30 protein-coding genes and 1 tRNA gene are annotated in these 24215 nt (G+C 64.2%); 17 read left to right on the top strand and 14 right to left on the bottom strand.

What is annotated here, in order from left to right; all coding sequences use genetic code 11:
• The first annotated feature begins 38 nt into the window (after positions 1–38).
• From alr to QQK63_RS08270, 7 genes are all read left to right on the top strand, one after another.
• Entirely contained in the window at positions 39–1076 is a 1038-nt protein-coding gene (alr, locus tag QQK63_RS08240; RefSeq protein ID WP_277823459.1) for an alanine racemase, read from the top strand.
• Positions 1076–1858 (top strand): MlaE family ABC transporter permease, encoded by a 783-nt coding sequence (locus QQK63_RS08245; protein ID WP_277823702.1) that lies wholly within the window; start codon positions 1076–1078, stop codon positions 1856–1858. Before alr ends, QQK63_RS08245 begins: the two co-directional genes overlap by 1 nt.
• Complete coding sequence (locus QQK63_RS08250; RefSeq protein WP_277823461.1) at positions 1855–2601, top strand: ABC transporter ATP-binding protein; 747 nt, start codon at positions 1855–1857, stop codon at positions 2599–2601. Before QQK63_RS08245 ends, QQK63_RS08250 begins: the two co-directional genes overlap by 4 nt.
• Before the next feature lie 96 nt (positions 2602–2697).
• Positions 2698–3156 (top strand): paraquat-inducible protein A, encoded by a 459-nt coding sequence (locus tag QQK63_RS08255; protein ID WP_277823704.1) that lies wholly within the window; start codon positions 2698–2700, stop codon positions 3154–3156.
• A gap of 9 nt (positions 3157–3165) precedes the next feature.
• Positions 3166–3531, top strand: a complete 366-nt coding sequence (locus QQK63_RS08260; RefSeq protein WP_277823464.1) for a hypothetical protein — start codon at positions 3166–3168, stop codon at positions 3529–3531.
• A 46-nt stretch (positions 3532–3577) separates the two neighbouring features.
• Complete coding sequence (gene radA, locus QQK63_RS08265; protein ID WP_277823466.1) at positions 3578–4945, top strand: DNA repair protein RadA; 1368 nt, start codon at positions 3578–3580, stop codon at positions 4943–4945.
• Positions 4946–4988: 43 nt separating this feature from the next.
• On the top strand, positions 4989–5552 hold the full coding sequence (locus QQK63_RS08270; RefSeq protein ID WP_277823468.1) for a CvpA family protein: 564 nt from the start codon (positions 4989–4991) through the stop codon (positions 5550–5552).
• Position 5553: 1 nt separating this feature from the next.
• Here the strand turns inward: QQK63_RS08270 and QQK63_RS08275 are convergent, their stop codons facing one another.
• A complete protein-coding gene (locus QQK63_RS08275) occupies positions 5554–6009 on the bottom strand; it encodes a hypothetical protein (protein ID WP_277823470.1) in 456 nt (151 codons plus the stop codon).
• 175 nt (positions 6010–6184) lie between these two features.
• Here QQK63_RS08275 and purF point away from each other — a divergent pair, with 175 nt between their 5' ends.
• From purF to QQK63_RS08290, 3 genes are read left to right on the top strand one after another with little or no spacing between them, the layout of a single operon-like run.
• Positions 6185–7657 carry an amidophosphoribosyltransferase gene (gene purF, locus QQK63_RS08280; protein WP_277823472.1) on the top strand — a complete coding sequence of 491 codons (1473 nt, stop codon included), beginning with the start codon at positions 6185–6187 and terminating at the stop codon, positions 7655–7657.
• Entirely contained in the window at positions 7654–8232 is a 579-nt protein-coding gene (locus QQK63_RS08285; RefSeq protein ID WP_277823474.1) for a DUF2199 domain-containing protein, read from the top strand. Before purF ends, QQK63_RS08285 begins: the two co-directional genes overlap by 4 nt.
• Positions 8232–8840 carry a DUF2199 domain-containing protein gene (locus tag QQK63_RS08290; RefSeq protein ID WP_277823476.1) on the top strand — a complete coding sequence of 203 codons (609 nt, stop codon included), beginning with the start codon at positions 8232–8234 and terminating at the stop codon, positions 8838–8840. Before QQK63_RS08285 ends, QQK63_RS08290 begins: the two co-directional genes overlap by 1 nt.
• Positions 8841–8933: 93 nt before the next feature.
• Here the strand turns inward: QQK63_RS08290 and QQK63_RS08295 are convergent, their stop codons facing one another.
• Positions 8934–9578 carry a biotin transporter BioY gene (locus QQK63_RS08295; RefSeq protein ID WP_277823478.1) on the bottom strand — a complete coding sequence of 215 codons (645 nt, stop codon included), beginning with the start codon at positions 9576–9578 and terminating at the stop codon, positions 8934–8936.
• A gap of 100 nt (positions 9579–9678) precedes the next feature.
• Here QQK63_RS08295 and QQK63_RS08300 point away from each other — a divergent pair, with 100 nt between their 5' ends.
• Entirely contained in the window at positions 9679–10341 is a 663-nt protein-coding gene (locus tag QQK63_RS08300; protein ID WP_277823480.1) for an SDR family NAD(P)-dependent oxidoreductase, read from the top strand.
• Positions 10342–10407: 66 nt separating this feature from the next.
• Here QQK63_RS08300 and QQK63_RS08305 read toward each other — a convergent pair whose 3' ends face one another.
• A complete protein-coding gene (locus QQK63_RS08305; protein ID WP_277823482.1) occupies positions 10408–10821 on the bottom strand; it encodes a cell division protein ZapA in 414 nt (137 codons plus the stop codon).
• Positions 10814–11455, bottom strand: a complete 642-nt coding sequence (locus QQK63_RS08310; RefSeq protein ID WP_277823484.1) for a hypothetical protein — start codon at positions 11453–11455, stop codon at positions 10814–10816. The genes QQK63_RS08305 and QQK63_RS08310 overlap by 8 nt, the downstream gene beginning before the upstream one ends.
• A 257-nt stretch (positions 11456–11712) precedes the next feature.
• On the opposite strand from QQK63_RS08310, the gene tkt reads away from it, so the two are divergent.
• A complete protein-coding gene (tkt, locus tag QQK63_RS08315; protein WP_277823486.1) occupies positions 11713–13728 on the top strand; it encodes a transketolase in 2016 nt (671 codons plus the stop codon).
• A 74-nt stretch (positions 13729–13802) separates the two neighbouring features.
• Here tkt and purN read toward each other — a convergent pair whose 3' ends face one another.
• From purN to QQK63_RS08330, 3 genes are all read right to left on the bottom strand, one after another.
• The gene (gene purN, locus QQK63_RS08320; protein WP_277823488.1) at positions 13803–14393 is read right to left on the bottom strand and encodes a phosphoribosylglycinamide formyltransferase; all 591 of its coding nucleotides are present in this window, start codon (positions 14391–14393) and stop codon (positions 13803–13805) included.
• The gene (purM, locus tag QQK63_RS08325; protein WP_277823490.1) at positions 14390–15436 is read right to left on the bottom strand and encodes a phosphoribosylformylglycinamidine cyclo-ligase; all 1047 of its coding nucleotides are present in this window, start codon (positions 15434–15436) and stop codon (positions 14390–14392) included. The genes purN and purM overlap by 4 nt, the downstream gene beginning before the upstream one ends.
• A 62-nt stretch (positions 15437–15498) precedes the next feature.
• On the bottom strand, positions 15499–15906 hold the full coding sequence (locus QQK63_RS08330) for a hypothetical protein (protein WP_277823492.1): 408 nt from the start codon (positions 15904–15906) through the stop codon (positions 15499–15501).
• A gap of 109 nt (positions 15907–16015) precedes the next feature.
• Between QQK63_RS08330 and QQK63_RS08335 the strand changes: the two genes are divergently transcribed.
• The 5 genes from QQK63_RS08335 to QQK63_RS08355 all read left to right on the top strand — a co-directional run bounded on the left by QQK63_RS08335 (position 16016) and on the right by QQK63_RS08355 (position 18502).
• Positions 16016–16092: transfer RNA gene (locus QQK63_RS08335), tRNA-Ile, on the top strand.
• Positions 16093–16209: 117 nt separating this feature from the next.
• Positions 16210–16443, top strand: coding sequence for a hypothetical protein (locus QQK63_RS08340; protein WP_277823494.1), 234 nt, complete (start codon positions 16210–16212; stop codon positions 16441–16443).
• A 50-nt stretch (positions 16444–16493) separates the two neighbouring features.
• Positions 16494–16823 (top strand): hypothetical protein, encoded by a 330-nt coding sequence (locus QQK63_RS08345; RefSeq protein ID WP_277823496.1) that lies wholly within the window; start codon positions 16494–16496, stop codon positions 16821–16823.
• A gap of 108 nt (positions 16824–16931) precedes the next feature.
• The gene (locus tag QQK63_RS08350) at positions 16932–17909 is read left to right on the top strand and encodes a hypothetical protein (RefSeq protein WP_284283195.1); all 978 of its coding nucleotides are present in this window, start codon (positions 16932–16934) and stop codon (positions 17907–17909) included.
• Between the two features lie 17 nt (positions 17910–17926).
• Positions 17927–18502, top strand: coding sequence for a hypothetical protein (locus QQK63_RS08355; RefSeq protein ID WP_277823500.1), 576 nt, complete (start codon positions 17927–17929; stop codon positions 18500–18502).
• Between the two features lie 206 nt (positions 18503–18708).
• On the opposite strand, the gene QQK63_RS08360 is transcribed toward QQK63_RS08355, so the two are convergent.
• From QQK63_RS08360 to QQK63_RS08390, 7 genes are all read right to left on the bottom strand, one after another.
• The gene (locus QQK63_RS08360; RefSeq protein WP_277823502.1) at positions 18709–19056 is read right to left on the bottom strand and encodes a hypothetical protein; all 348 of its coding nucleotides are present in this window, start codon (positions 19054–19056) and stop codon (positions 18709–18711) included.
• Positions 19056–19715 (bottom strand): glycoside hydrolase family 19 protein, encoded by a 660-nt coding sequence (locus tag QQK63_RS08365; RefSeq protein ID WP_277823504.1) that lies wholly within the window; start codon positions 19713–19715, stop codon positions 19056–19058. Before QQK63_RS08365 ends, QQK63_RS08360 begins: the two co-directional genes overlap by 1 nt.
• Positions 19712–19897 carry a hypothetical protein gene (locus QQK63_RS08370; RefSeq protein WP_277823506.1) on the bottom strand — a complete coding sequence of 62 codons (186 nt, stop codon included), beginning with the start codon at positions 19895–19897 and terminating at the stop codon, positions 19712–19714. Before QQK63_RS08370 ends, QQK63_RS08365 begins: the two co-directional genes overlap by 4 nt.
• Positions 19884–20246, bottom strand: a complete 363-nt coding sequence (locus QQK63_RS08375) for a hypothetical protein (protein WP_277823508.1) — start codon at positions 20244–20246, stop codon at positions 19884–19886. The genes QQK63_RS08370 and QQK63_RS08375 overlap by 14 nt, the downstream gene beginning before the upstream one ends.
• Positions 20247–20335: 89 nt before the next feature.
• A complete protein-coding gene (locus tag QQK63_RS08380; RefSeq protein WP_277823510.1) occupies positions 20336–20905 on the bottom strand; it encodes a DUF4376 domain-containing protein in 570 nt (189 codons plus the stop codon).
• An 8-nt stretch (positions 20906–20913) separates the two neighbouring features.
• Entirely contained in the window at positions 20914–21600 is a 687-nt protein-coding gene (locus tag QQK63_RS08385) for a phage tail protein (RefSeq protein ID WP_277823512.1), read from the bottom strand.
• Positions 21600–24215 carry a phage tail protein gene (locus tag QQK63_RS08390; RefSeq protein WP_277823514.1) on the bottom strand — a complete coding sequence of 872 codons (2616 nt, stop codon included), beginning with the start codon at positions 24213–24215 and terminating at the stop codon, positions 21600–21602. The genes QQK63_RS08385 and QQK63_RS08390 overlap by 1 nt, the downstream gene beginning before the upstream one ends.

Below are 24215 nucleotides of genomic sequence, written 5' to 3' on the forward strand. Positions count from 1 at the left end.
GGGCTTGACCCCGCGGCCCCCGGACGCGACACAGCAGCATGGGAACCGGTATCCTCACCATCGACCTCGACGCGGCTGCCGCCAACTGGCGCGACCTCGCCCGCCTCTCGCGCGGCGAGACAGGCGCCGTGGTCAAGGCCAACGGCTATGGCTGCGGCGCGGCCGAAGTCGCAACCCGCCTCGCCCGCGAGGGTGCGCGCAATTTCTTCGTCGCCACCGCCGAGGAAGGCGCGACCTTGCGCGCGGCCCTTGGCCCCGGTCCCACGATCAATGTCTTTTCGGGCCACATGGCCAGCGACACCGCGCTGATCCGCGACCATGCGCTGACCCCCATGCTCAACAGCCCCGAACAGGCCGCCCGCCACCGCGCGGCCCTGCCCGATGCGCCCTATGGCGTGCAACTCGACACCGGCATGAACCGTCTGGGGATGGAGGCGCCCGATTGGGCCGCCACCCGCGCGGACCTCGAATCCGGCCCCCTCACCCTCGTCATGTCGCACCTGGCCTGCGCCGATGATCCCGACCATCCGCAAAACGCCGCGCAATTGGCCCAGTTCACCGCCATGACCGCAGGCGTCACCGCCCCGCGCAGCCTTTCGGCCACGGGCGGCATCTTGCTTGGTCCCGACTACCAGTTCGACCTGACCCGCCCCGGCATCGGGATCTACGGCGGCCTGCCCTTTGCCGCCGCGCGTCCCGTGGTGCGCCTGTCGCTCCCGGTGGTTCAGATCCGCGATGTCGCCATGGGCGAAACGGTCGGTTATTCCGCGACCTTCACCGCCGAACGCCCGACAAAACTTGCAACCCTGTCAGCGGGTTACGCGGACGGGCTCATCCGATACATGAGCAATGCGGCCCATCTATTCGCAGGCGATCACCACTGCCGCCTTGCCGGTCGCGTCTCCATGGATCTCCTGACCGTCGATGTGACCGACCTGCCCCAGATCCCCGACCACCTCGACATCCTCGGGCCCCAGCAATCCGTCGACCAACTGGCCGAGGTCGCGGGCACCATCGGCTACGAAATCCTCACCTCGCTCGGACGGCGCTACCAGCGCCGCCATATCGGCCAATGATGGTGCTCCTCTCCCCCGTCGCGGCCATCGGCCGGTCCACGCTGGCGATGCTCTCGGCCATCGGGCGCGTCACGATCTATGCCGCGCTCGCCGTCAGCCACATCCTGCGCCCGCCCTTCTATCCGCGCGAATTCCTGCACCAGCTTCTCCATATCGGCTGGCTTTCGCTGCCCGTGGTGGGCCTGACCGCCCTTTTCACCGGCGGCGCGCTGGCGCTGCAGATCTACGCCGGGGGCTCGCGCTTTGACGCGCAGGCGGTCGTGCCCCAGATCGTGGCCATCGGCATCGTGCGCGAGCTTGGCCCCGTCCTCGGCGGCCTCATGGTCGCGGGCCGGGTGGCCGCCGCCATCGCCGCCGAAATCGGCACGATGAAAGTGACCGAACAGATCGACGCGCTTGTCACGCTCTCGACCAACCCGCTCAAATACCTGACCGTGCCGCGTATCCTTGCCGCCACGCTCAGCCTGCCGGTGCTGGTCGCCGTGGGCGATGCGATCGGCATCTTCGGTGGCTATCTCGTCTCGACCACCCGCCTCGGCTTCAACGAGGCCGCCTATCTGCGCAACACCGTCGATTTCCTCGAAGTTTGGGACGTGACCTCCGGCCTGATCAAGGGCGCGGTCTTCGGCTTTCTCGTGGCGCTTATGGGCTGCTATCACGGGATGAATTCGGGCCGCGGCGCGCAGGGCGTGGGCCGGGCCACCACCAATGCCGTCGTCTCCGCCTCGATCCTGATCCTCGCCGCCAATTACCTCCTGACCGAATTGTTCTTCACCGCATGATCGCCCTTTCCGATGTCCACAAGGCCTTCGGCCCGAAACAGGTCCTGCGCGGCCTGACGCTCGATGTGGCAAAGGGCGAAAGCTGCGTGATCATCGGCGGCTCGGGCACGGGCAAATCGGTCTGTCTCAAATGCATCCTCGGCCTCGTCATCCCCGATACCGGCCAGATCACCGTGGACGGGCAGGATGTGACCAAAGGTGACCGCGACGCCTTTCTTGCCCGCTTCGGGATGCTCTTTCAGGGCGGCGCGCTGTTTGATTCCATGCCGGTCTGGCAGAATGTCGCCTTCCGCCTCCTGCGCGGGCGGCAAAAACGGCCAAAACTCGAGGCGCGCGAGATCGCGATCGAAAAACTGCGCCGGGTGGGCCTGACGCCCGATGTGGCCGACCTCTACCCGTCCGAACTGTCGGGCGGGATGCAAAAGCGCGTGGGCCTTGCCCGCGCCATCGCCGCCGAGCCCGAGATCATCTTTTTCGACGAGCCCACGACCGGCCTCGACCCGATCATGTCGGGCGTCATCAACGACCTGATCCGCGAGATCGTGACCGAGATGGGCGCGACCGCCCTGACCATCACCCATGACATGAGCTCGGTCCGCGCCATCGCCGACAAGGTCGCCATGCTCCACAATGGCAAGATCCGCTGGCACGGCCCCGTGGCAGAGATCGACACCGCCGACGATCCTTATCTCCGCCAATTCGTGACGGGATCGGCCGTAGGCCCCATCGCCGCCGTGCGCTAAAGGCGCACGAAACAAAGGCCGTGCGCTAGGGCGCACGAAGCGGGGGCTTGCACTAAAGGCTTGCGGGGCGTGCCCACCGCCCCCCATATGCCTGCCATGCTCCGCCTGCTCACCGCATTGAACCTCGCGCTTTTGGTGCTTTTCCCCGTCTCATGGGCCGCCCCCCTGATGCGTGCGGGCCTCCTGCCGCTCTTTGGCCTGTCGGAAATCTCGATCCTGTCGGGCCTCTCGACCCTCTGGCAGGACGGCGAGGCGGCGCTGGCCCTTTTAGTCGCGCTCTTCGCCCTTGTGGCCCCCATGGCCAAGACCGTGGCGCTCGCCCTCATCCACCTTGGCCGCGCGCCCCTGACCCTTCTTCCCGCCGTCCAAACCTTGGGCAAACTCGCCATGGCCGATGTCTTCCTGATCGCGCTCTACATCACGCTGGCCAAGGGCATGGCCGTCGGCCGGGTCGAAACCGCATGGGGCCTCTGGCTCTTCACGGCTTGCGTTCTCGCCTCCCTCGCCGCCGCGCTCGGCACGGCGCATCTGGCGAAACGGGGCGCGCTGGGCTAGCGCTTCCCCATGATCACGCTCGCCCCCATCCTCGCCACGTTTCTCTGCCTCTACGCGGCCCTCGCGGCACTGACATGGGCACAGCGCCTGATCGGGGAACGCCTGCCTGCCCGCAAACGCGGCATGGCGCTCAACCTCGCCCGCCGCGCGGGACCGCCCGTCGCGGGTGGGCTCGTCCTTTTGATCGCGGGCGCAGCCCTTGCCCTGCCCGGCCATATCCCCCTTGCCGCGATCCTGATCGGCGGCGGGCTGGCCTTCGGCCTCCACCGCGGCCTTGCCGATGTGCGGCAGGGCGATCCGCGCAGCATCCTGTTCCGCGTGGCCCTGACGCTTGGCCTCGGCCTTGCGCTCCTCTGGCAGACGGGCCGGATCTGAACGCGGGCTACTGGCGCTGCCCCCGCCCCTCGGATAAGCCTGCTCCATGGCCAAACCCGTCACCCAATTCATCTGCTCCGCCTGCGGCGCCGTTCACAAGAAATGGTCCGGCCGCTGCGACGCCTGCGGCGACTGGAACACGATCACCGAGGAAGCACCCCTCTCCGCCGGCCCCGGCAAGACCGCGCTCGGCGCGATGAAGGGCAAGCGCATCGGCCTGACCGACCTGCGTGCCCAGGAAACGCCCCCGCCCCGCCGCACCTCCGGCATGGCCGAGCTTGACCGCGTTCTGGGCGGCGGCCTCGTGCCCGCCTCCGCCACGCTCGTCGGCGGCGATCCCGGCATCGGCAAATCCACCCTGCTCTTGCAGGCCGCCGCCAGCTTCGCCCGCGCGGGCGCCAAGGTGATCTACGTCTCGGGCGAGGAAGCGACCGCACAGGTCCGGATGCGCGCCCAGCGCCTCGGCCTCGCCGACAGCGCCGTGATGCTCGCCGCCGAAACCAACCTCCGCGACATCCTCACCACGCTCGAGGCCGAAACCCCCGACCTCGCCATCATCGATTCGATCCAGACCATGTGGCTCGACACGGTCGAGGCCGCGCCCGGCTCCGTCTCCCAGGTCCGCGCCTCCGCCCATGAGCTGACCAGCTTCGCCAAGCGTCGCGGCGTCGCCGTCATGCTCGTGGGTCACGTCACCAAGGACGGCCAGATCGCAGGCCCCCGCGTCGTCGAACACATGGTTGACACCGTCCTCTATTTCGAGGGCGAACGCGGCCACCAGTTCCGCATCCTGCGCTCGGTCAAGAACCGCTTCGGCCCGGCCGACGAAATCGGCGTTTTCGAGATGACGGGCATGGGTCTGGCCGAGGTCACGAACCCCTCCGCCCTCTTCCTGTCGGACCGCGAAACCCCCGCGCCGGGCTCCGTCGTCTTCGCAGGGATCGAGGGTACGCGCCCCGTTCTCGTGGAAATCCAGGCCCTCGTCGCCCCCTCCTCCTTGTCGCAACCCCGCCGCGCGGTCGTCGGCTGGGACGGCGGGCGCCTGTCCATGATCCTCGCCGTGCTCGAGGCGCGGGCGGGCATCTCCTTTGCCGGGCTCGACGTCTATCTCAACATCGCGGGCGGGATGCGCATCTCGGAACCCGCTGCCGACCTCGCCGTCGCCGCCGCCCTTTTGTCGGCCCGCGAAGATGCCGCCGTGCCCCATGATTGCGTCGTCTTTGGCGAGGTTTCGCTCTCCGGCGCCCTGCGTCCGGTGTCTCAGGCGGAAAACAGGTTGAAAGAGGCGGCGAAACTTGGTTTTTCCTCCGCAATTGCGCCCGCAGGGTGCAAGCTGGGCGCCGACACCGGCGTGAGGATGCAGGCAATGACCGATCTTCCCGGTTTCGTGGGCGAGATCTTCGGGGCGGGGTAAAGTCGCGGTTCACCACCGGGGCGGGAACGGGTAAGGCGGGTACATGGACGGGTTCACCCTCATCGACGGCATCGTGGCCGGCGTGATCGTCGTTTCGGCGATCCTCGCCTATGCGCGCGGCTTCGTGCGCGAAATCCTGTCGATCGGTGGCTGGATCCTTGCCGCCGTCGTGGCCTTCATCTTCGCGCCCAACGCGCTGCCGCTCATCCGCGAGGTGCCCTATCTGGGCGATTTCATTGGTGAAAGCTGCGAATTGGGCGTGATGGCCAGCTTTGCGGGCGTCTTCGCCGTGGCGCTCGTCGTGGTGTCGCTCTTCACGCCGCTCTTCTCGACCGCCGTGCAACGCTCGGTGATCGGCGGCGTCGATGCGGGCTTGGGCTTTCTCTTCGGGGTGGCGCGCGGCGTCTTGCTCGTGGTCGTGGCCTTCATCGCCTATGACCGGGTCGTGGGTTCCGAACCCGTCTCCATGGTCGCCGACAGCCGCTCGGCGACGGTCTTTGCCCACCTTCAGGACCGGGTCGAGGCGGAAATCCCCTCCGATGCGCCGGGCTGGATCCTCTCGCGCTACGAACAGCTGACGGCGTCCTGCGTCGCCCCGCAGCAGTAATTCACCGCCGCGACACCAGCACCGACAGGCTTGCGACCAGCAACAGGGCCGCGCCCCCGGCATAGGCCCAAAAGCCGGCGCGGATGAAATCCTGCAGCAGATCCCAACTCTGCGCGAGATCGGAAAACTCCACCGGCACCGGCAGGCCCAGATCGCGGCGGACGCCATCGGCCCGGATCAGCGCATCGCCCAGGATCACAAGCGGCGACAGACCCGCGGCCAGCGACAAAAGGGCGGACCCCCGCCCCCTCAGCGCGCTCAATGCCGCAAGACCCGCCGCCACGAACCCGCCCAGAAACACCCAGACCTGCCAAGATGTTTCCGCCGACAGGCTCAAGGTGCCGCGCTGCACCAAAGCCATGGGCGAAATGTCGGGCCCCGCAAAGGGCGGCTCGATCCAGACCAGCGCCCAGCTTGCCGCCATCGCCACCCCGGCCAGAAAGATGATCGCCCGCATCGAATGCCCCCTCACAACTCCTTTGCACCTGGAAAACAGGCTATGCGCCCAATGCGACGCCGTCCAGCGACCAGCAAAGCACCGCCACACCCCTTTCAGATGTGATCGTTTGATGACACCGCCGCCCCGACGCCCTATGTCACCCCTGTAGACGCCTCCCGGAGATTCGCCCCACATGGATGCCCTCCCCCGTCACCCATTCGACCCCATCGACGACGACAAGCTGCGCGAGGAATGCGGGATCTTCGGCGTGATCGGCGTGGCCGATGCGGCGAATTTCATTGCGCTCGGCCTGCACGCGCTCCAGCATCGCGGGCAAGAGGCGGGCGGCATCGTCACCCATCACCCCGACCACGGCTTTTCCTCGGCCCGCCGCTTCGGCCTCGTGCGGGACAATTTCACCTCCGCCAGCGTCATGGAAACGCTGCCCGGTGAAATCGGCATCGGCCATGTCCGCTATTCCACCGCAGGCTCCAAAGGCGCGACCCAGATCCGCGACGTGCAACCCTTCTTCGGCGAATTCGCCATGGGGGGTGCTGCCATCGCGCATAACGGCAATATCGTGAATGCCGATGAATTGCGCCGCGAACTGATCGAACGCGGCTCGATCTTCCAATCCTCCTCCGACAGCGAATGCATCATCCACCTGATGGCCCGCTCGCTGCAGCGCACCATCCCCGAACGGATGAAGGATGCGCTGCGCCGCGTCGAAGGCGCGTTTTCCGTCGTCGCCATGACCCGCACCAAGCTGATCGGCGTGCGCGATCCCTTGGGTGTGCGCCCGCTGGTTCTGGGCCGGATCGGTGATGGCTATGCGCTGTCGTCGGAAACCTGCGCGCTCGACATCATCGGCGCGGAATTCCTGCGCGAGATCGAACCGGGCGAAATGGTCGTCATCTCGGGCGACAAGATCGAAAGCTTCAAACCCTTCGAGGTGCGCCGCTCGCGCTTTTGCATCTTCGAACATGTCTATTTCTCGCGCCCCGACAGCATCATCGGCGGGCGTTCCGTCTATGAAACCCGCGAAGCCATCGGCCGCGAACTGGCCAAGGAAGCGCCAGTGGACGCAGATCTGGTCTGCCCCGTGCCGGATTCGGGCACGCCCGCGGCCATCGGCTATTCGCTGGAATCGGGCATTCCCTATGCGATGGGGATCATCCGCAACCAGTACATGGGCCGGACCTTCATCGAACCGACCGAACAGATCCGCAACATGGGCGTGCGGTTGAAACTGAACGTGAACCGGGCGCTGATCCGGGGCAAGCGCGTGATCTTGGTCGACGACTCGGTCGTGCGCGGCACCACCAGCCGCAAGATCAAGGAGATGATCCTCGACGCCGGTGCCGCCGAGGTGCATTTCCGCATCGCCTCGCCCCCCACCGCATGGCCCTGTTTCTACGGCGTCGACACGCCCGAACGCGAGAAACTGCTGGCCGCCACCATGTCCGAGGACGAGATGCGCCATCACCTGGGCGTGGCCTCCCTCCGCTTCATCTCGCTCGACGGGCTCTACCGGGCCGTCGGCGTGGCCTCGGGCCGCGATCCGAAAAATCCCGCCTATTGCGACGCCTGTTTCTCGGGCGATTACCCGGTGCGCCCGACCGATCAGTTGGCGAAAGGGTTCAAACTGGTCGAGGCCGCGGAATGAAGACAACCGACGATCCGCGCTGGTCGCGGCTCTTGGGTCAATCCGGCGCCTGCCGCTGCTGTGGGATGGCGTTCAATGGCCTCTTCGACGTCCAGTACAGCGCGCCCGAGGCCTGGCCCCACGGGGATGAACCCGAAGACAACGCGGCGATCGTGCGCGACGACGCCGATTGCCTGACCGAGGATTTCTGCCGTCTGGGCAATTATCGCTTTGTGCGGGCGAACCTTCTGCTGCGGATCCGGGACACTGGGCAGAGTTTTGGCTTCGGGGTCTGGGCCACGGTCCGCCCCGAGGTCTTCGAGCAGGCCATCGACCATTTCGACGCAGGCGTTCAGGGGCAGATCGGTACGGTCTTCAGTTGGCTGTCCAACATCTTGCCAAATACGCCGGCCAAGGCGTCAGAAGGCCATCTTACGTTCCATGACGACCGCATCAGGCCCAGCTATCATCTGGACGACGCCGATAACCCGTTCACGGCAGACCAGAGAGAGGGCATCGACCTCGACCGGCTGCTCGACATCTATGCGATGACTGGCACGGATTTGCGCCCGCATCTTGAGGCGACCGGGGTGTGATGTTCGGCTTTCTCAAGCGCACCCGGCGCCCGCAAGCCAACCTGACCGAGGCGGAACTCGCCCGGCGGCTGACGGCGCCGGGCTACCGCTGCGCCTGCTGCAACGAGGTTCTGGATGCCCCGAACGCGGTGCGCCTGCGCCCCTTCGGCTGGCCCAATCCCCCCGCGCCGCGCCCCGACGCCGATTTCGACAGTTCGGGCGACATCGTCACCGAACGCTACGCCCGGCGCGGCCGCGATCTTCTGGCGCGCGCGCATCTGCCGATCCCGGTCAAAGGGACCGATGATCACGTCTTCATCTCGGTCTGGGTCAATCTCTCGACCGGCGATTTCGCCCGCTTCCGCTCCGCCCAAGGCCGGGGCGAGGCCGACCGCTTGGGCGATCTGAACGGCTGGCTCTCCAGCCGCCTGCCCGCCGACACCGGACCCGTCCTGACCAAGGGGCTACTTGTGCCGGTCGCAGACGGGGCGATGCCGGTCTACTGGATCACCGAGCCCAAGCACCCGCTCCATCCCGCGCAGCACGACGGTGGGCTCACCGCGCGCGAGATCGCGGCGCTCTACGAGGACCTTGGTGAACAGGACCTTGTCCAACACCTAAAGGCGTAACCTTTCGGTAAGACCCGCCGCGAAATCTTTACCCTTTGGAAACGAAAAGGCCGCCCCGAGGGGCGGCCCTTAACCATGTTTCGATGCCTTGGCTCAGGCGCGGCGCTTGGCCAGAACGCTCCAGCCGCCGGTCACGACCAGCGCCGCGATCACCGCCTTCAGCGCGTCGCCGAGCAAGAAAGGTGCAATGAAAGCAGTCCAGTAGAAGCCCGCGTCGCGCGCGATCCACCCGGCCTCGAGCCCCATGCCACCGGCCAGCGCCATGGGCCACAGAATGCCCGGCACATACAGAAGCGCCGAGATCACCAGCGCCGCCGCAGCGGTGCCGAAAATGCCCTTCGCAACGCCTTTTTCTGCTGCAAAACCAGCAAGATAGGCCATACCGATGAACCCAATGAGGAACCCGCCCGTCGGCCCCATCAACGCCGCGATCCCCGGCATCGTGGTCGGCGTGAAGACCGGCAAACCCATCGCGCCCTGCGCGACGTAGACGATCACGGTCGCTGCGCCCAACCGGCTGCCCATGGCGAAACCGACAAGCAGAATTGCCAGCGTTTGCAAAGAGATAGGCACCGGCCACATCGGCACCGTGACCTTGGCCGCCGCCGCGATGAACAGCGCGCCGACCAGCACCAGCGCCACTTTCTTCAGCGTGCCCTGATCCCCGATCGTTGCGGAAAGAAGTGTATCGCGGCCCATGGTCGCCTCCGTCAAAGGGTCGAAATCATCCGTTGTCATCCGGTATCCCCGCGCCACCGCGCCAAGTCAAGCGCGCCGCACCGCCGCAGCCCTGCCGAGGCGCTTGTAATTCGTCGCTGAAAAGCGCAACTGGCGCCCCATGGAAAAGCCTTTCGACAGACAGATCGCGCTGGTCACCGGCGCTTCACGCGGCATCGGCGCGGCCAGCGCCGAATGGTTGGCAGAACGCGGCGCGCATGTGGTCGCGGTCGCCCGCACCGTGGGCGGCCTCGAAGATCTCGACGACCGCATCAAGGCCAAGAGCGGCCAAGCCACATTGGCCCCGATGGACATCACGGACGAAGGCGCCATGGCGCATCTGTGCCGCTCCATCCACGATCGTTGGGGCAAGGCCGACATCTGGGTCCACAGCGCAATCCACGTCAGCGCGCTCACGCCCGCGCCCCACATCACGGCCAAGGATCTCGACAAGGTCATCGCCACCAACATCCGCGCGCTGTCGCGGCTGGTCGCTTTCGTCGAGCCACTGATCGCCCCGTCGCCCAAGCCGCAGGCGGTCTTTTTCGACGACGATTGGGATGACAAATACGCCGGGACCTATGGCATGTCCAAGGCGGCCCAACGGGCGCTGATCGGATCGTGGCAGGCGGAAACGACGAAATTCCCCTTGTCCGTCCACATGTTGCGCCCGGCACCCATGCCCACCGCCGTCCGCGCGCGGTTCTACCCCGGCGAGGACAAGGGCAAGCTTGCCCATCCCCGCGACGAGGCGGCACGGCTTTTGCCGATCCTTCTGGACTGATCCGATCGCAGCGATACGCGTCCGGAAGACGGCTGTTTTCCGGGACGCGAAACTACAGGCTCGCGCCTAGCTCTGACGTGCTTCCAGTTCTGCGGCGATGGCCTCGGCACGGGCGGCCAGCTCGGCAAGACCATTTGTGAACCGGTCAGGCAATTCGGTGCGCGGGCCAGCATCTTGCAATTCCCCGATGCGACGCGCCCGGTCGGCCAGACGTTCCTCTGCAGCGGCCAGCGTCTTTTCCTGCGCCGCGATCTTGCCCTGAAGGATCTTGATCTCATCCTCCAGCGCCGCCGTTTTGTCGGCCAGCATCAGCCCCGCCATCAGCAACATGCGCTCTGCCGGCATCCGGCCGATCTGACCAAGGATCACCGCAGCCTCGGTGTCGAGCATGCGGGCGGCGGCGTGCAGATATGGTTCCTCGCCATCCTGACAGGCGACGGCGAATTGGCGCCCGCCGATCTCGATCTGAACCTCAGGCATGTGCGCCCTCCCCTGCCCCGGCGCGATCCAGATCGGCCAAGATACGTTCCAGTTCCGCCGCTTCCGAGGCGCGCGCGGCCTTGAGCGCGTCCAGTTCGACCACCAGCGCCTTGTTCAACACGCTGGGATCGGTTGCGTTCTCGCCGCGCAAGCGGTTGAGATTCTTGGTCAGACGCTCGTTGATGGTGCGCAATTCCTGCACCTCGGCCCGAAGTGCCATGTTGCGATCATCGGGGCCCATCCCACCCGCGGCCTGCAATTCCTCGGCGATGTCGCGCGCCTCATCCCGTTCGGCGATGGCCTCGGCCCGTTCGGCGCGCAGGCGGGTCACCCGAGTCTCGAGGTCCGACACCTGTGCTGTCAGGCGCTCGATCTCGGCAGTCTGGTCCGAAGGGTCGGCGATCTCGGGCACGGCCGCTTCCAGTTCCGCCACACGCGCCTCAAGCTCGGCGGCACGTGCCTCCGCTGCTTCGGCCCGGATCAGTGCATCCTCGAACGCGGACGAGGTGATGCCCGGGTCCTCGACGGGCGGATCGGCCCGCATCTGGCCCACCCCCATCGCGATCCGGTCGAGCGCCGCGGCCAGCCGCGCCTCGAGCGTCGACAATTTCTCGAATTCGGCGTTATCGCCCATGGCTGCCCAGCCCCCGGTTTTACGCCATGTCCCTCAAGCTGGAACCGGCCCCACGTTACGCCTTAGCGAATCGTAATTCGCCCCGATTTGCAAGGCCTGCGGCCTGCACCGCGCTTGCGGGGCGCGGAATGCAGGTGAATTCGCGCCCGTTTCGGTTGCGCCGCCCCCTTGCTCTGCTAAGAGACAGGCTGAGGCGCGCGCCCTTGCGGGATTTGCGTGCCACCCCCCGTTGCTGCCTGACGAAGGACTGACGCGCCATGGATCTGACCGCGCTTGCCACGACCCACCCCGATCATTGGCGCCGCGCCGCCTGTATCCGGACGCTGACGCTTGATGCCGTGGCCGCCGCCAATTCGGGGCATTCCGGGATGCCGATGGGCATGGCCGATGTCGCCACGGTTCTGTTCGCAAATCACCTGAGCTTTGACGCGAGCAAGCCTGATTGGCCGAACCGTGACCGGTTCATCCTGTCGGCGGGCCATGGGTCCATGCTGCTTTATTCGCTGCTCTACCTCACCGGCTCGCCGGACATGACGCTGGAGCAGATCAAGAACTTCCGCCAACTCGGCGCGATCACCGCGGGCCATCCCGAATATGGCCATGCGATGGGGATCGAGACGACGACCGGCCCCTTGGGTCAAGGCATCGCGAATGCCGTCGGTTTCGCCATGGCCGAGGAATTTCTGCGCGCCAAGTGGGGCAAGAAGATCATCGACCATTACACCTATTGCATCGCGGGCGACGGCTGCCTGATGGAAGGTGTGAGCCAAGAAGCCATCGCGCTGGCCGGGCGTCAGGAACTGTCGCGCCTAATCGTGATGTGGGATGACAATGGCATCACCATCGACGGCAAGGTCTCGATCGCGGATCGTACCGACCAGAAGGCACGCTTTGCCGCCTCCGGTTGGGACGTGTTCGAATGCGACGGGCATGACCCCGTTGCCATCGACGCGGCCCTGACGGCGGCCAAGGCCTCGCCCCGCCCCGCGATGATCGCCTGCAAGACGCATATCGCGCTGGGTCACGCGGCGCAGGACACCGCAAAAGGCCATGGCGCGCTGACCGATGCCAAGCAATTGCAGGCGGCCAAGGAAGCCTATGGCTGGCCGCATGGGCCCTTTGACATTCCTGCCGAACTGAAGACGTGGTGGGAAGGCGTGGGCGCCCGTGGCCGCGCGGTACGACAGGATTGGGAGGTGCGCTTTGCGCTCTTGTCCGAGGCGAAGCAGGCGGACTTCACCCGCGCCTTTGCCCGCGATCTGCCCAAAAAGCTTTCGGCCACGATCAAGGCCCTGAAAAAGCAGCATTCCGACAACGCGCCCAAGGTCGCGACGCGGCAGGCAAGCCAGATGGCACTGGAGGTGATCAACCCAATCCTCGGCGAACACTTGGGCGGGTCTGCCGATCTGACCGGATCGAACAACACAGACACAGCCGGACTGGGTATCTTCGGTCCCGAGGATCGCAAGGGCCGCCATGTGCATTACGGCATCCGCGAGCACGGGATGGCCGCCGCGATGAACGGCATGGCGCTCCATGGGGGGGTTCGGCCCTATGGCGGGACTTTCATGGTCTTCACCGATTACGCGCGCCCGTCGATGCGCTTGTCGTCGCTGATGGGGCTGCCCGTCACCTATGTGATGACCCATGACAGCATCGGATTGGGCGAGGATGGCCCGACGCACCAACCGGTGGAGCATCTCGCCATGTTGCGCGCCACCCCGAACCTGCTGGTGATGCGCCCCGCCGATGCGGTCGAGACCGCCGAAGCCTGGGAAGTGGCCCTGATGCAGAAGACGACGCCGAGCGTGCTGGCGCTCAGCCGTCAGGCACTGCCGACCCTGCGGAAGACCCATACCTCGAAAAACATGGTTGCGCAGGGCGCCTATGTGCTGGCCGAGGCGGAAGGCAAACGGCAGGCGATCTTGCTGGCGACGGGGTCGGAGGTTGCCATTGCCATGGCCGCGCGCGACCTGTTGCAGGCCGACGGGATCGGCACGCGCGTCGTCTCGATGCCCTGCTGGGAGATCTTCGAGGAAACGGACGAGGCCTATCGCAAGCGTGTCCTGCCCGCAGGGCCGGTGCGTGTGGCGGTCGAGGCGGCGATCCGGTTCGGCTGGGACCGTTGGCTTTATGGCGAGCGCGGCAAGCGCGAGAAGTCGGGCTTTGTGGGCATGCATGGGTTCGGCGCCTCGGCCCCGGCACCCGATCTTTATTCCCATTTCGGCATCACGGCAGAAGCCGTGGCGGCGAAGGTCAAATCGCTGCTGTGATCGGGTGATGCGCCTGAAGGTGCATCCCACGCAGGCGGAAAAGCTAGCGTGCGCCTTCGGGCGCACCTTTCATTTCAAAGATCGATACGCCCGCGTTCCCCGGCCGCGAACCGCCTGAGCACCATCGGATAAAGCCGATGCTCCTGCTCCAGCACGCGGGCGGCGAGTGTCTCGGGCGTGTCGCCGGGCAAAACCGGCACCCGCGCCTGCCCCAGGATCGGGCCGCCATCCAGTTCCGCCGTCACCTCGTGAACCGTGCAACCGGCCTCAAGATCGCCTGCTTCGATCGCGCGGGCATGGGTGTGCAGGCCCCGGTACTTGGGCAGAAGCGACGGGTGGATGTTGAGCATCCGGCCCCGCCAGCGGGTCACAAAACCTTCGGTCAGAACCCGCATGAACCCGGCAAGACACAGGATATCGGGGGAATGCGCCTCTAGGACCCGGGTCAGCTCCGCCTCGAAAGCCGCGCGATCCTTGCCGAAGGGGCGATGATCGACCACCGCGGTGGGAATGCCCATCGCGGCGGCTTTTTCCAGACCGCCCGCGCGCGCGTCATTGGCCAGAACAAGGCAGGGACGTGCCGGATGGTCGTCCGTCATGCTGCGGGCAAGCGTCACCATGTTGGAGCCGCCGCCCGAGATCAGGATGGCGACGCGTCTGCTCACGCAAGGGCACCGGTATAGGAAACGCCCACGCCCGGCACGACATGACCAAGGCGATGCACGCTTTCGCCAGCTTCGGACAAGAGGGCAGCCAGGGCATCGGCGCGATCTGCCGCCACGACCAGCACCATGCCAATCCCGGCGTTGAAGGTCTTGAGCATCTCGGCCTCGGCCAACGCGCCCTCGGCGGCCAGCCATTTGAACACCGGCGGAAGGGTCCAGGAGCCCAGGTCGATTGTGGCCCCCAGCCTCTCGGGCAAGACGCGCGGCAGGTTCTCGGTCAATCCGCCGCCGGTGATATGCGCCAGGCCATGCACACCGCCCGCCCGGATCGCCGCAAGCGCGGGCTTGACGTATAGCCGCGTCGGCGCGAGCAGCGCGCGACCCAATGGGCCTTCGGCGAAGGGGGCCTCTGCCTCCCAGGCCAGTCCGGATCGCTCGACGATCCGGCGCACCAGCGAATAGCCGTTGGAATGGACCCCGTCCGAGGCGAGGCCCAACAGCACATCGCCCGCCACGACGCCCGCAGGCAGCGCCGCGCCGCGGTTCATTGCCCCGACGGCAAAGCCCGCAAGATCGAAATCGCCCGGGGCATACATGCCCGGCATCTCGGCGGTCTCGCCGCCCACCAGCGCGCAACCCGATTGCTTGCAACCTTCGGCGATGCCTTCGACGATACGGGCGGCTGCCGCGACCTCAAGCTTGCCTGTGGCGAAATAATCGAGGAAGAACAAAGGCTCCGCACCCTGGCACACCAGATCGTTCACGCACATCGCCACGAGGTCGATGCCGATCGTGTCGAATTCGCCGGTGTCGATGGCGATCTTGAGCTTGGTTCCAACGCCATCGGTCGCTGCCACAAGGATCGGGTCGTCATAGCCCGCGGCCTTGAGATCGAAGAGCGCGCCGAAACCGCCCAGCCCCGACATCACACCCGGCCGCGCTGTAGCGGCGGCGGCAGGCTTGATACGATCGACCAGCGCGTTACCCGCGTCGATATCGACGCCCGCCTGGGCATAGGTGAGGCCGTTCTTGCCATCGGTCATCGAAGCGCTCCTTCCCGGATTTGCGCGAGGCCCTAGCAAGCCCGCGCGCCCGCGTCCATGCGTCAGTTGCCGGACCGCCCCGGCCCGCGCGCCGAACGTGTCCCGATCCACAGAAACAGCGCCATCATCGCGCCGGTCGCGCCCAGCACCAGCGCGGTCTGCTGCAACCCGGCCGGATCAGCCAGAACAGCGCGCATCGGCGCGATGAAGATCGCGGGCAGGATGATCTGAAGCCCTGCGAAAATGCCAAGGCACATCCCCCAGATCAGCGCCCAATCCTTGAGGCCAAGAACATGGGAGGCGCGTTTGACTGCCTGCATTCCGACATCGGTCAAGGGGATCGCGGCAAGGATCACGGCAGTCGCCATAGAATTGGGCAGACCCACCCCCTGCACCAGAAGCCCGAAGATCACGCGCAGGCCGACGAGCCAAGCGGTGTAGCGTAACGCAAGACGCGGCAAAGGGGGCATCGGCATTCCTCGGGTTGGTCCGTTGGCTCAGGCATTAGGCCAAGGGCGGGCCCCGGGCAAGCGTGCGGCGCTTGACGAGGAGGCGCTGTCTGCTAATCCGGGCCTTGGCGGGCCTGTAGCTCAATTGGTTAGAGCAGAGCGCTCATAACGCTTTGGTTGGGGGTTCGAGTCCCTCCGGGCCTACCACGCCACCCCGCATCGCCAATAAAACAAGGCCGATTTTGAAAAATGGGACTCGCTGGGATTTGCCGAGTCCCATGGCAGGCTTGATTCCACCCGTTCCGCTCGCAAAGGAGATCAAAGGTGACTGATTGGATCGAGCTGACATCAATGGGCGACAACAACTTGAAGCAGATCTCAGCGACACCGGTTTCGACCGGGGGGCTTTGGGCGCGGCACACCTTTCCGGGCGACTTCGAAGGACTGTTCTGGATGCCCGGACTAGGGCATGACGCCCCGCTATACCGCGACGCAGCAAGAGTTGCTGACTGCAAGCCGCCTACAGCAAAGCCGGATGGCATGTTGACAACTTCGTGATCCCCGTCCCTTTTAAGCCGAGGCCATTACAAGAAACGAAAGGCATTTGAATGAAGTACGCGGTCCCTGCCCTGCTGATCCTCACCCTTGGAGCGTGCGCGCAGCGCCCCGAGAACATTGCCGCCGCCGATATCGGGCCGAACCCGTACACAAGCTTTAACTGCTCACAACTTGCCGCCGAGGAAATCCGTGTATCGCAGCAGCTGGAGAACCTGAGCGCGGATCAGCGTCGCGCTGCCAACGGAGACGCATGGGGCGTGTTTTTGCTCGGCCTTCCCATCTCGAGCATGTCAGGCAACGACGCGGAAACGGGCATTGCCATTGCGCGCGGTCAGCTCCAGGCGATCGATCAACAGCAGCTGACACGTCGCTGTGGTTGAACAAAACATTAAATTTGTTTTTAGCACGGGGCTTGGAACGTGACACGCAGATGCAAAATTCACTATCGAAAGCTTAGACGGGAAGGCGACATTTTCCCGAGAGATACTTTGGCTGCGAAAGTCAGCGAAGCTCTATCTGCGCAAGTAAGAGGAGCAGTAGTCGGTGAACGTGTGGATTTGCGGATTACCGATGCCCCGCGAATTCAAGGCTACCAACGCTTACTTAATAATTATTTCCACGGCAAAGACTGGGTTTTGGGAAATGTATGCATGTTTGCATCAGGGCAGATGCAAGCGCTGCTAAGAATAACTGACGGGTTAGGCCAGAAATCTCTTATCGACGTTTTAAAAGAACTCGAGATTGCGGAATCTAAAGCACCAACAGGCCATGAGTATCTGCAGGGTATCTCTTATTGGATGATTATTGGCGATCATCTTTATCAAATTCAACACGTTTCCCTTCAAGTGAAAGCACTTGAAGAGTATCTTACCTGGTTACTGCGAGATCAATCAAAGGTAATTGAGGAAAAACACTGCGTCTTGCTGGACAGCTCCTTGGATCAACGTCAAACTGGTTTTGACCTAGGAGACGTAACCTCAATCGAAATTGGAGGTTTAGTGCCGGAAACGGTAAGATCTCCGCCAGCGACTGCCGTTATCAATGAACTCGTTCCTACCGACATCGATGAACACAAGTCTTTGGTCGACCGCGTCAAGGCGCAGTGGCAAACCGCTCGTAAGGTTGTTGAAGCAGTTTTGGGCGACGCCGAAGCCGACAAGATCTTTGCTTCTGTCCCGCCGGAAGCAGCATTAGAAGTCAATGTTTCAATCGGTTACCGATCGCGCAGACGAAAATTTAACAAGGAGTTTATGGGCAATATAGCCTCAGGCCTCCGAAACGTGCCTGACGGCGAACTCATCGTTAAAGGAAAACATGGACGAGTCAAAGGCGACGACGCACGGCTATCACACGACATGCCCATAAAAACGGTTAACGATAACAGCAACTTACTAGATCTCGAAGATGTGAGAAAACAAATCCTCGAAGTTCACCGCAGATTCCTGCATGATGGACTGATCAGCTAGGGGGGAGGTGCGAGCGAATGAAACTTCGTCTAAGCCATATCATACTCCCACTTATCGGAGGCTTAATAGCTTGGGGCCTTCACGCTGAAATTTCATGGCTCAGCCTTAGATTACCGCTTTTGACTGTTCTTTCGGTTGTAGCTGCTGGTCTGCTTGTGCGTCTATCCAGAGGTATCCCTTTCTCAGACAGTCTAGTTCCCGACATCGACGACGCAAGACAGCTTGGCTTAGCGATACAAAAAGCAGTGCGCGCAGTACGCGCTACGCTAGCAATAGTTTTTGCAACGATGCTACTGCTTGTTTTTCTTGAGCCGGGCCATGATGTTGTTGCGTACGTGTTTAGTCTTGCAGCATTTTCAAATCCTTCAGGCACCGCCGAAGCATTGGGCTCTGGCCTCTTAGGCTGCCAATTGACCTACGTGGTTGTAAGGCTGTTCGTCATCGTGAACGGTGATGTCGGGCTAGTGGATTTGCAAGCCAAGTTTCTTATTAAAAAAGCTGGTAGGGATCAGCTCAAGCGATTTGACGACAAACCGATGACCGGTCAGGAAGTTAGCAACCCGTCCGGTTATGGTCGCATCGTCGAGCATTAACTTTATTCCAAGATGTTCGATGCTCAGACTGCACAATGTGGCATGTTTACTGGCCGCCCGTCGTTTCAGAAAAGCGCACCGCCCAACCTATCAACGCGCCATGCCGCCTGCGGCAGTCAACCAGCGCCGCCCTGTCCGCCAGCCATTCCCTCTCCCCCGATGTCTCCGTGACCACCACCGGCGCATCACAGGCCCGCGTGAGCGCATCAGGGGGCGACGGGATCTGCGGCACCACCGGCGACGGCGTTGAGCCGGCGCACGCTTTCAGCAGACAGACGGATGCCATCAGGATCGCGATCGGCTTCATCGGCCAGCTCCTCGAATAGAGATGCAGTGAGGGCCTCGGCCTCCTCGAGGTCGCGGGCGACGTTACGCGCCTGAGTTGCGAGGCTGTCGATCTTGGCCTGTGCTTGCGCCAGGGCGGCGTCAGTCTCGGCCGAGCGCGCGCTGTAGCCTCGGTCATAGTGATGAGTCGCGAAGGCACGCAGCGAAAACCCCACAGCGCCTATGCCAGCCACGAACAGGAGCGCTAGCGCGCCGGGCCCAAGCCGCATCACCGCATCCCCGCAACTACCAGTGCCTGGTCGAAGGCGCGGTAATAGCGGGCGATCAGCGGGGCCTTGTCCTGCACATTGACGGTGCGCCGCGCCGCGATCGCCTCGACCTCTGACAGGCCGGGCAGTCCGTCCATGTCCTCGTAGTGCTGGATGCCGTGCCCGCGACCGTTCCAGCGTCCATCGATCAGGCCGAGGATCAGGACACGCGCGGAGATGACCGGATCAAGCATGGCGTCTGGATTCTTGACCAGATCGACCCCAGCGTCAGCCGAGCTGCGCCGGTAGTTATCCAGCCAGGTCAACTGCACATGGCCGCGCCCATAGTAGACGTGGCCATAGGGCGGCTGCGGCTGAGCGTACTTTGCCACTGCGCTGTTCGGGCCTCGACGGCGAGCTAGGGCGTTGACCTTGCGCCGCGCGCCGGCATCCGTGATTGCGAAGCCTTCGCGCACAGGGATCATGCGAGCGCCGGTCTCGTGGTATCCCGTAGCCAGGGCATATGCCAGCGTGGCGCGGCGACGGTCACCCACTCGATCGAAGGCGGTGAGGATCCCGTTGATGCCATCGACGTGATGCTGCGCCAGCCGCGTGCCAAACACACCGCTGCCGCGCCGCCGCAGAGCGTCATAAAACGCCTTGTGGTTCATGTGGCTCATTCCTCGTCGCCCTTTGTTTGCCAATGGCCGGAGGTCGAGCCTGCTTCTGTTTCGGAGCGATTTGGCTCTGCGAGCCAGTCGGAGCCGAAAAGGTAGAGAGAGACCAGGAGAAGCGCGACGGGCCAGACACGGGCCTCCTCGCGCGCGATGCGGCGGATGGGGTGTTGATCACGAGCGGCCATCGTTGCCTCCCGTCGTCTGCTTTGCGGCCCAAGCCTCAATCCCGGCGATGACGACCTTTGCGATCGACATGCCGGCAAGCCCCGCCACAAAGCCGGCCGCGCGGTCAGCTGCTTCGCCTGTGCCGAGATCGAGGCCAACCGCGGCGAGGATGCTTGTGACCAGCGGAGCCATGTACAGCGCCGCCAGTGAGCCAGAGATGACGGCCAAGGCGCCATCCCACAGCCTTCGGCCCTCCTGCCCCAACCAGCGCAAGAGACCGCCTGCGGCTCCTGCGATCATCGCGCGCGCGGTCTCGCCCGCGAACCAGGTGGTGACGGCCGCCACCACCTGCCCCAACCAATCATACATGGCGGGTCCTTTCGATTTTCATGTAACGGGATGGCTGCTTTGACAGCCGTGCGGCTGAGCTTGAGCTCAGTGCCGTTGGCAACTGGCGCTTAGGTCCAGTGTGCGTCGTCTGTGATGTCAGAAGGCCGAGGATCCGCGTCGATCAGCCCCCAGGCGGCCTGCCGCGTGGCGCTAAGCCAAGCGACTCCGGCCATGTAGAGCTCAATGACCTGCTCCGCTGTGAGCGTGTGGTTCACGCGGGCTTCGTCTCGGAAGGGAAAGGTTGCCGAGGCATTGCCCGCCGCCATGGCGATCTGCGCCGCCGTGACGAGGCTGGTCAGATCGGCCTGCACCTGCGGTCGACCGGATACCGGGAATGATCCAATGCCGGTCACTGTGATTGAGGTACCAATATCTATTCGACGGTCGCGTTCGGCGAGAACGGCTCGCTCGTGCGCGGCTTGGATTTCCTCCTGTGTCGGCTCAGGATCGGGCGGCGGGTCGATCACCTGCCACGCGCCGTTGACCCATTGCGCGCTCTGGCCCTCGGATAGTGCGGGCGGCTCATCCTCGACGCAGCCGCCGGGAATAAGCCACACGTCCAGCTCGAGCGGCGAGGGGTCTGCTTGAACGGCTTTGATGAAGAACCCTTCGGCGTCAGTCTGGTATACGGTTTTCATGACGGACCTCAGAATTTGATACAGGCGAGAAGGGCGCGGTTGCGTGGGCGAACCGTTCCATATTGGGTGATTGTTCCGGAGTCAGTTCCCGGCCCGAAAAGTGTACGGGTAATGCTGCCGCCGACCGAACCGTCGCTTTCACCAATCGGGCTGTTCTTCGCGGTTTGGAGAACGCTACCGCTGTCGGTGAATACATTGGGAATGCGTGTTGCGTTTTGTGCCGAGCCAAACACCCGCCCGCTGTCGATGCCGCGCGCATCGTCCCACCCTCTGATAAATTCTCCACGAAGGTCAGGAAGCCCAAAGGTCGTGGACCCATCGCCCACGCCGAAGGTTGTGCCAATGGCCGTGAACAGATCGGCATAGGTTGTACGAGACACCAGCGCGCCGTTGGCCTTAAGATACCCGGTTGGTGCCGCACTCGCTGCGTACCAAATGACCGACCCCGCTGGCACCTGAGCCGCTGTAAGGGCTGCTAGCGTGGCCAATTCGATCCAGTCGTCATCCGCGGCGTTTCGGATTCTCGTCACCACCTCACCGCTGTTGGTGTCGGCCCAACGCATACCGGGCACAGTAACGGTCGGTGCTGCAACGCCCTGATTGCCACTGAACAGCGCGCCTAAAATCTCGTTGAGTTGTGTCAGGACCTCAAGGCCGGAGCCGTCGTTGACGCTTTGGTCAGTCACTTGGGCCATCAGGCCACCTCCTCTGCCGATATGCGTAATTCGTTGACGACTGGCGCATAGGCCGGATCGCCGCTTGTGAGTTGTGCCCGGGCCTGCACGGCACGGGTCAGGATCTCTGAACTGTCGAGACGCGCCCAATCGGACCAGACAGGTGCCCCGCTTGGATCATCGTCCGTAGTGCGAACCTCGACGCGCACATCGACATCAGCACCATTGCCACCGCTGAAACTGCTCCAGGTTGAGATCATCGCGGTTCGGTTCGAGATGAGGTCGTAAACAGCCAAAGCGGCCATCTCGACTTCAGAACGCAGCCGCACACGCGACACCGTTCCGAAGTCAAGGCCAGCACCAAAGGTATAGGTTCCAGACGACACGACGCCGCCCGCGTAGCCGATGCTTGGCTCCACCCCAAAGTCAGGAATTTCGGAAAACAGCAACTCACCAACCAGCGTCAGGCCCAAATCGGAAACCGCCACGCCGTCTTTTGTGCCGGGAAATGTCGGGTCGGCTTGGAGCAGATCGACAGGCGAGAACGCGAGGGCCTGCGCACCGCTCGCCGCGACAGAAACCACCGGCCCAAGGATGCCGGAACTGTCCCGGGCCGCGACGTAATAGGTACCGGGCAGAAGCGGCAACGCTGCCAAGGCCGTCGCGCCGGGAAGCACCTCCATGGACACCGAATTGGACCAGCCCGTCCCGTTCCGCGCATGACGGATGACGATTTGCCCGCCGATCCGCACATCAAGGTCGGGATGGAGGGTCCACTTGAGGATTGCCAGACCACCCGCCGACTGCAACGTCAGGCCAGTGACTGCGACCGGGGGCACTGCAAGGCCGACGATTGTAGCCGCGCGCGAAACCCAAGCCGAGCGCACGCCGAGCGACGAAACGGTGCGCACCCGGAACACCCACGCACCCGGGTCTACATCAAGCACCTCAAAGCGCGTTTGGGTCGTGCTCCCTAACGCAAAGAAAGGCCCGCCCGCCAACGATCCCTGAACTTCATACCGAGACAAAAATCCGGAAAGACTGGCGGTCCATTCTAGAAGCGCCAGAGCTTTAACCCCTGCGCCGTTGCGCGTGACGTAAAGCTCCTCGCTGACCACGGGAACACCTGGCGGCGGCACATTAAACGGGCTGGGCAGCGTGGTGCGCGGTGCGGCAGCGTATATCTGTTCCTCGGTGGCGTCCCACGAATAGACCAGCGGCGAGGTTTCCCGCAGTGTCAGATCCGGCACGAGGGTCGCAGAGACGCCGTTGTCTTGCAGGCTGAGCGAGATACCACGAACCTCAAACGGCTTGGCCGAGAAGCCCCAGCGGTCGTAGGAGACCATGACATTCTCGCCAGCGGTCGCCGCCCATGCCTTGACCTTGCCCGCCAGACGCAGCGACTGCTGCCGGCGCTGGCGCTCGAGCTCGATCCGAGCAATGCGCTGCGCCATGGATGCCGATGTGGTGAACGGCAGATTCAGGTCGAGCCAGTCTTCGTCGCCCTGATCTTCGGCCACGTAGACCGCAGACTGATAGGCCGGGAAATCGTCCGGCTGCCAATCGTTCTGCGGGCTGACAAACTGGCCGCGCACGCCATTGAAATTCTCGGACCGACTGACCCTTGTCAGGAGCGAAAGGCCGTTGCTGCGCACATCGTCATCGGTGAGCGTGAGGGTCGGCATCCGATAGGCACCGGCGAGGATCCTCCAGACGCCTGCCGAATAAACCGCCTTGCCCGCAAACGCCGTCAGCATGGACTCGATGTTCGTCTTGGGCGGCTGGCCGAGAGACAGAACGCCATTGCATGTGTAGCGCGGCTCTGTGCCGCCTGCGGCGAGGGTCACAGCCTCATCGCACACATTGGCAGCCTCGATGAGGGCATCCTCTTCTGTGCCGTTTTCCGCGCCGATAGTCGCCCGGATACCCCAGACCGCATCTGCTATATAGTCCGCCAGGCACAGCGAGGCGTTCGCGGTATAGCCGCGGGTTCCGGTGCGCGGATCGAGGACGTCGTCTTTACCCTCGACGTCCGCCGAGATCACCGGCCTGCCGTTTGGGAATGCATCGGCATTGGCAGTCAGCCGAATGTAGAGCGCTGCACAGCCGCTCAGCCGGTGGTCTGCGGTCCACAGGTTCGGTACCGCCGCGCGCAGTTTGTCGAATGCGGTCTGGCCTGGCAGCCCCAGCCGCTTCTCTACATCGACCAGCCCAGCCCACCTGCCCTGTGCTACTCCGTTTGCATCCACGGCCACCTCGCCATCGAAGTAGATGGCGCCGATGGATTTCACGCGATGGGCAGCCAGCACGATGACCAAGTGCAGGAACTGTCCGGATCCGCCGAGAGAAGCGGCCGCATCGCCTGCTGCGACCGTGCTCAGATGCGCAAAGACAAGCGTGCCACCCTTGCGCGTGAAGCCGTAGACGACCTCGCGCGGGCGCACGGGCTCGGTGACCGTGATCGTGCGGGGCCCGACCTCGAGCTGCGCCGAGCCGCTCGTGCTGGGCTTGGGCATGAGCTTGCGCGCGCCGGCGCTTAGAACCAGAGCCGCTCCAGTGCGAGCGACGAAGCCAAGAATCCCACCGGCGGCGATTGTCTTGCCGACCACCACCGCTGCGCCTACGAGGGCCGGCAT

Source organism: Roseicyclus marinus, assembly GCF_030163795.1.
Lineage (GTDB): Bacteria > Pseudomonadota > Alphaproteobacteria > Rhodobacterales > Rhodobacteraceae > Roseicyclus > Roseicyclus marinus.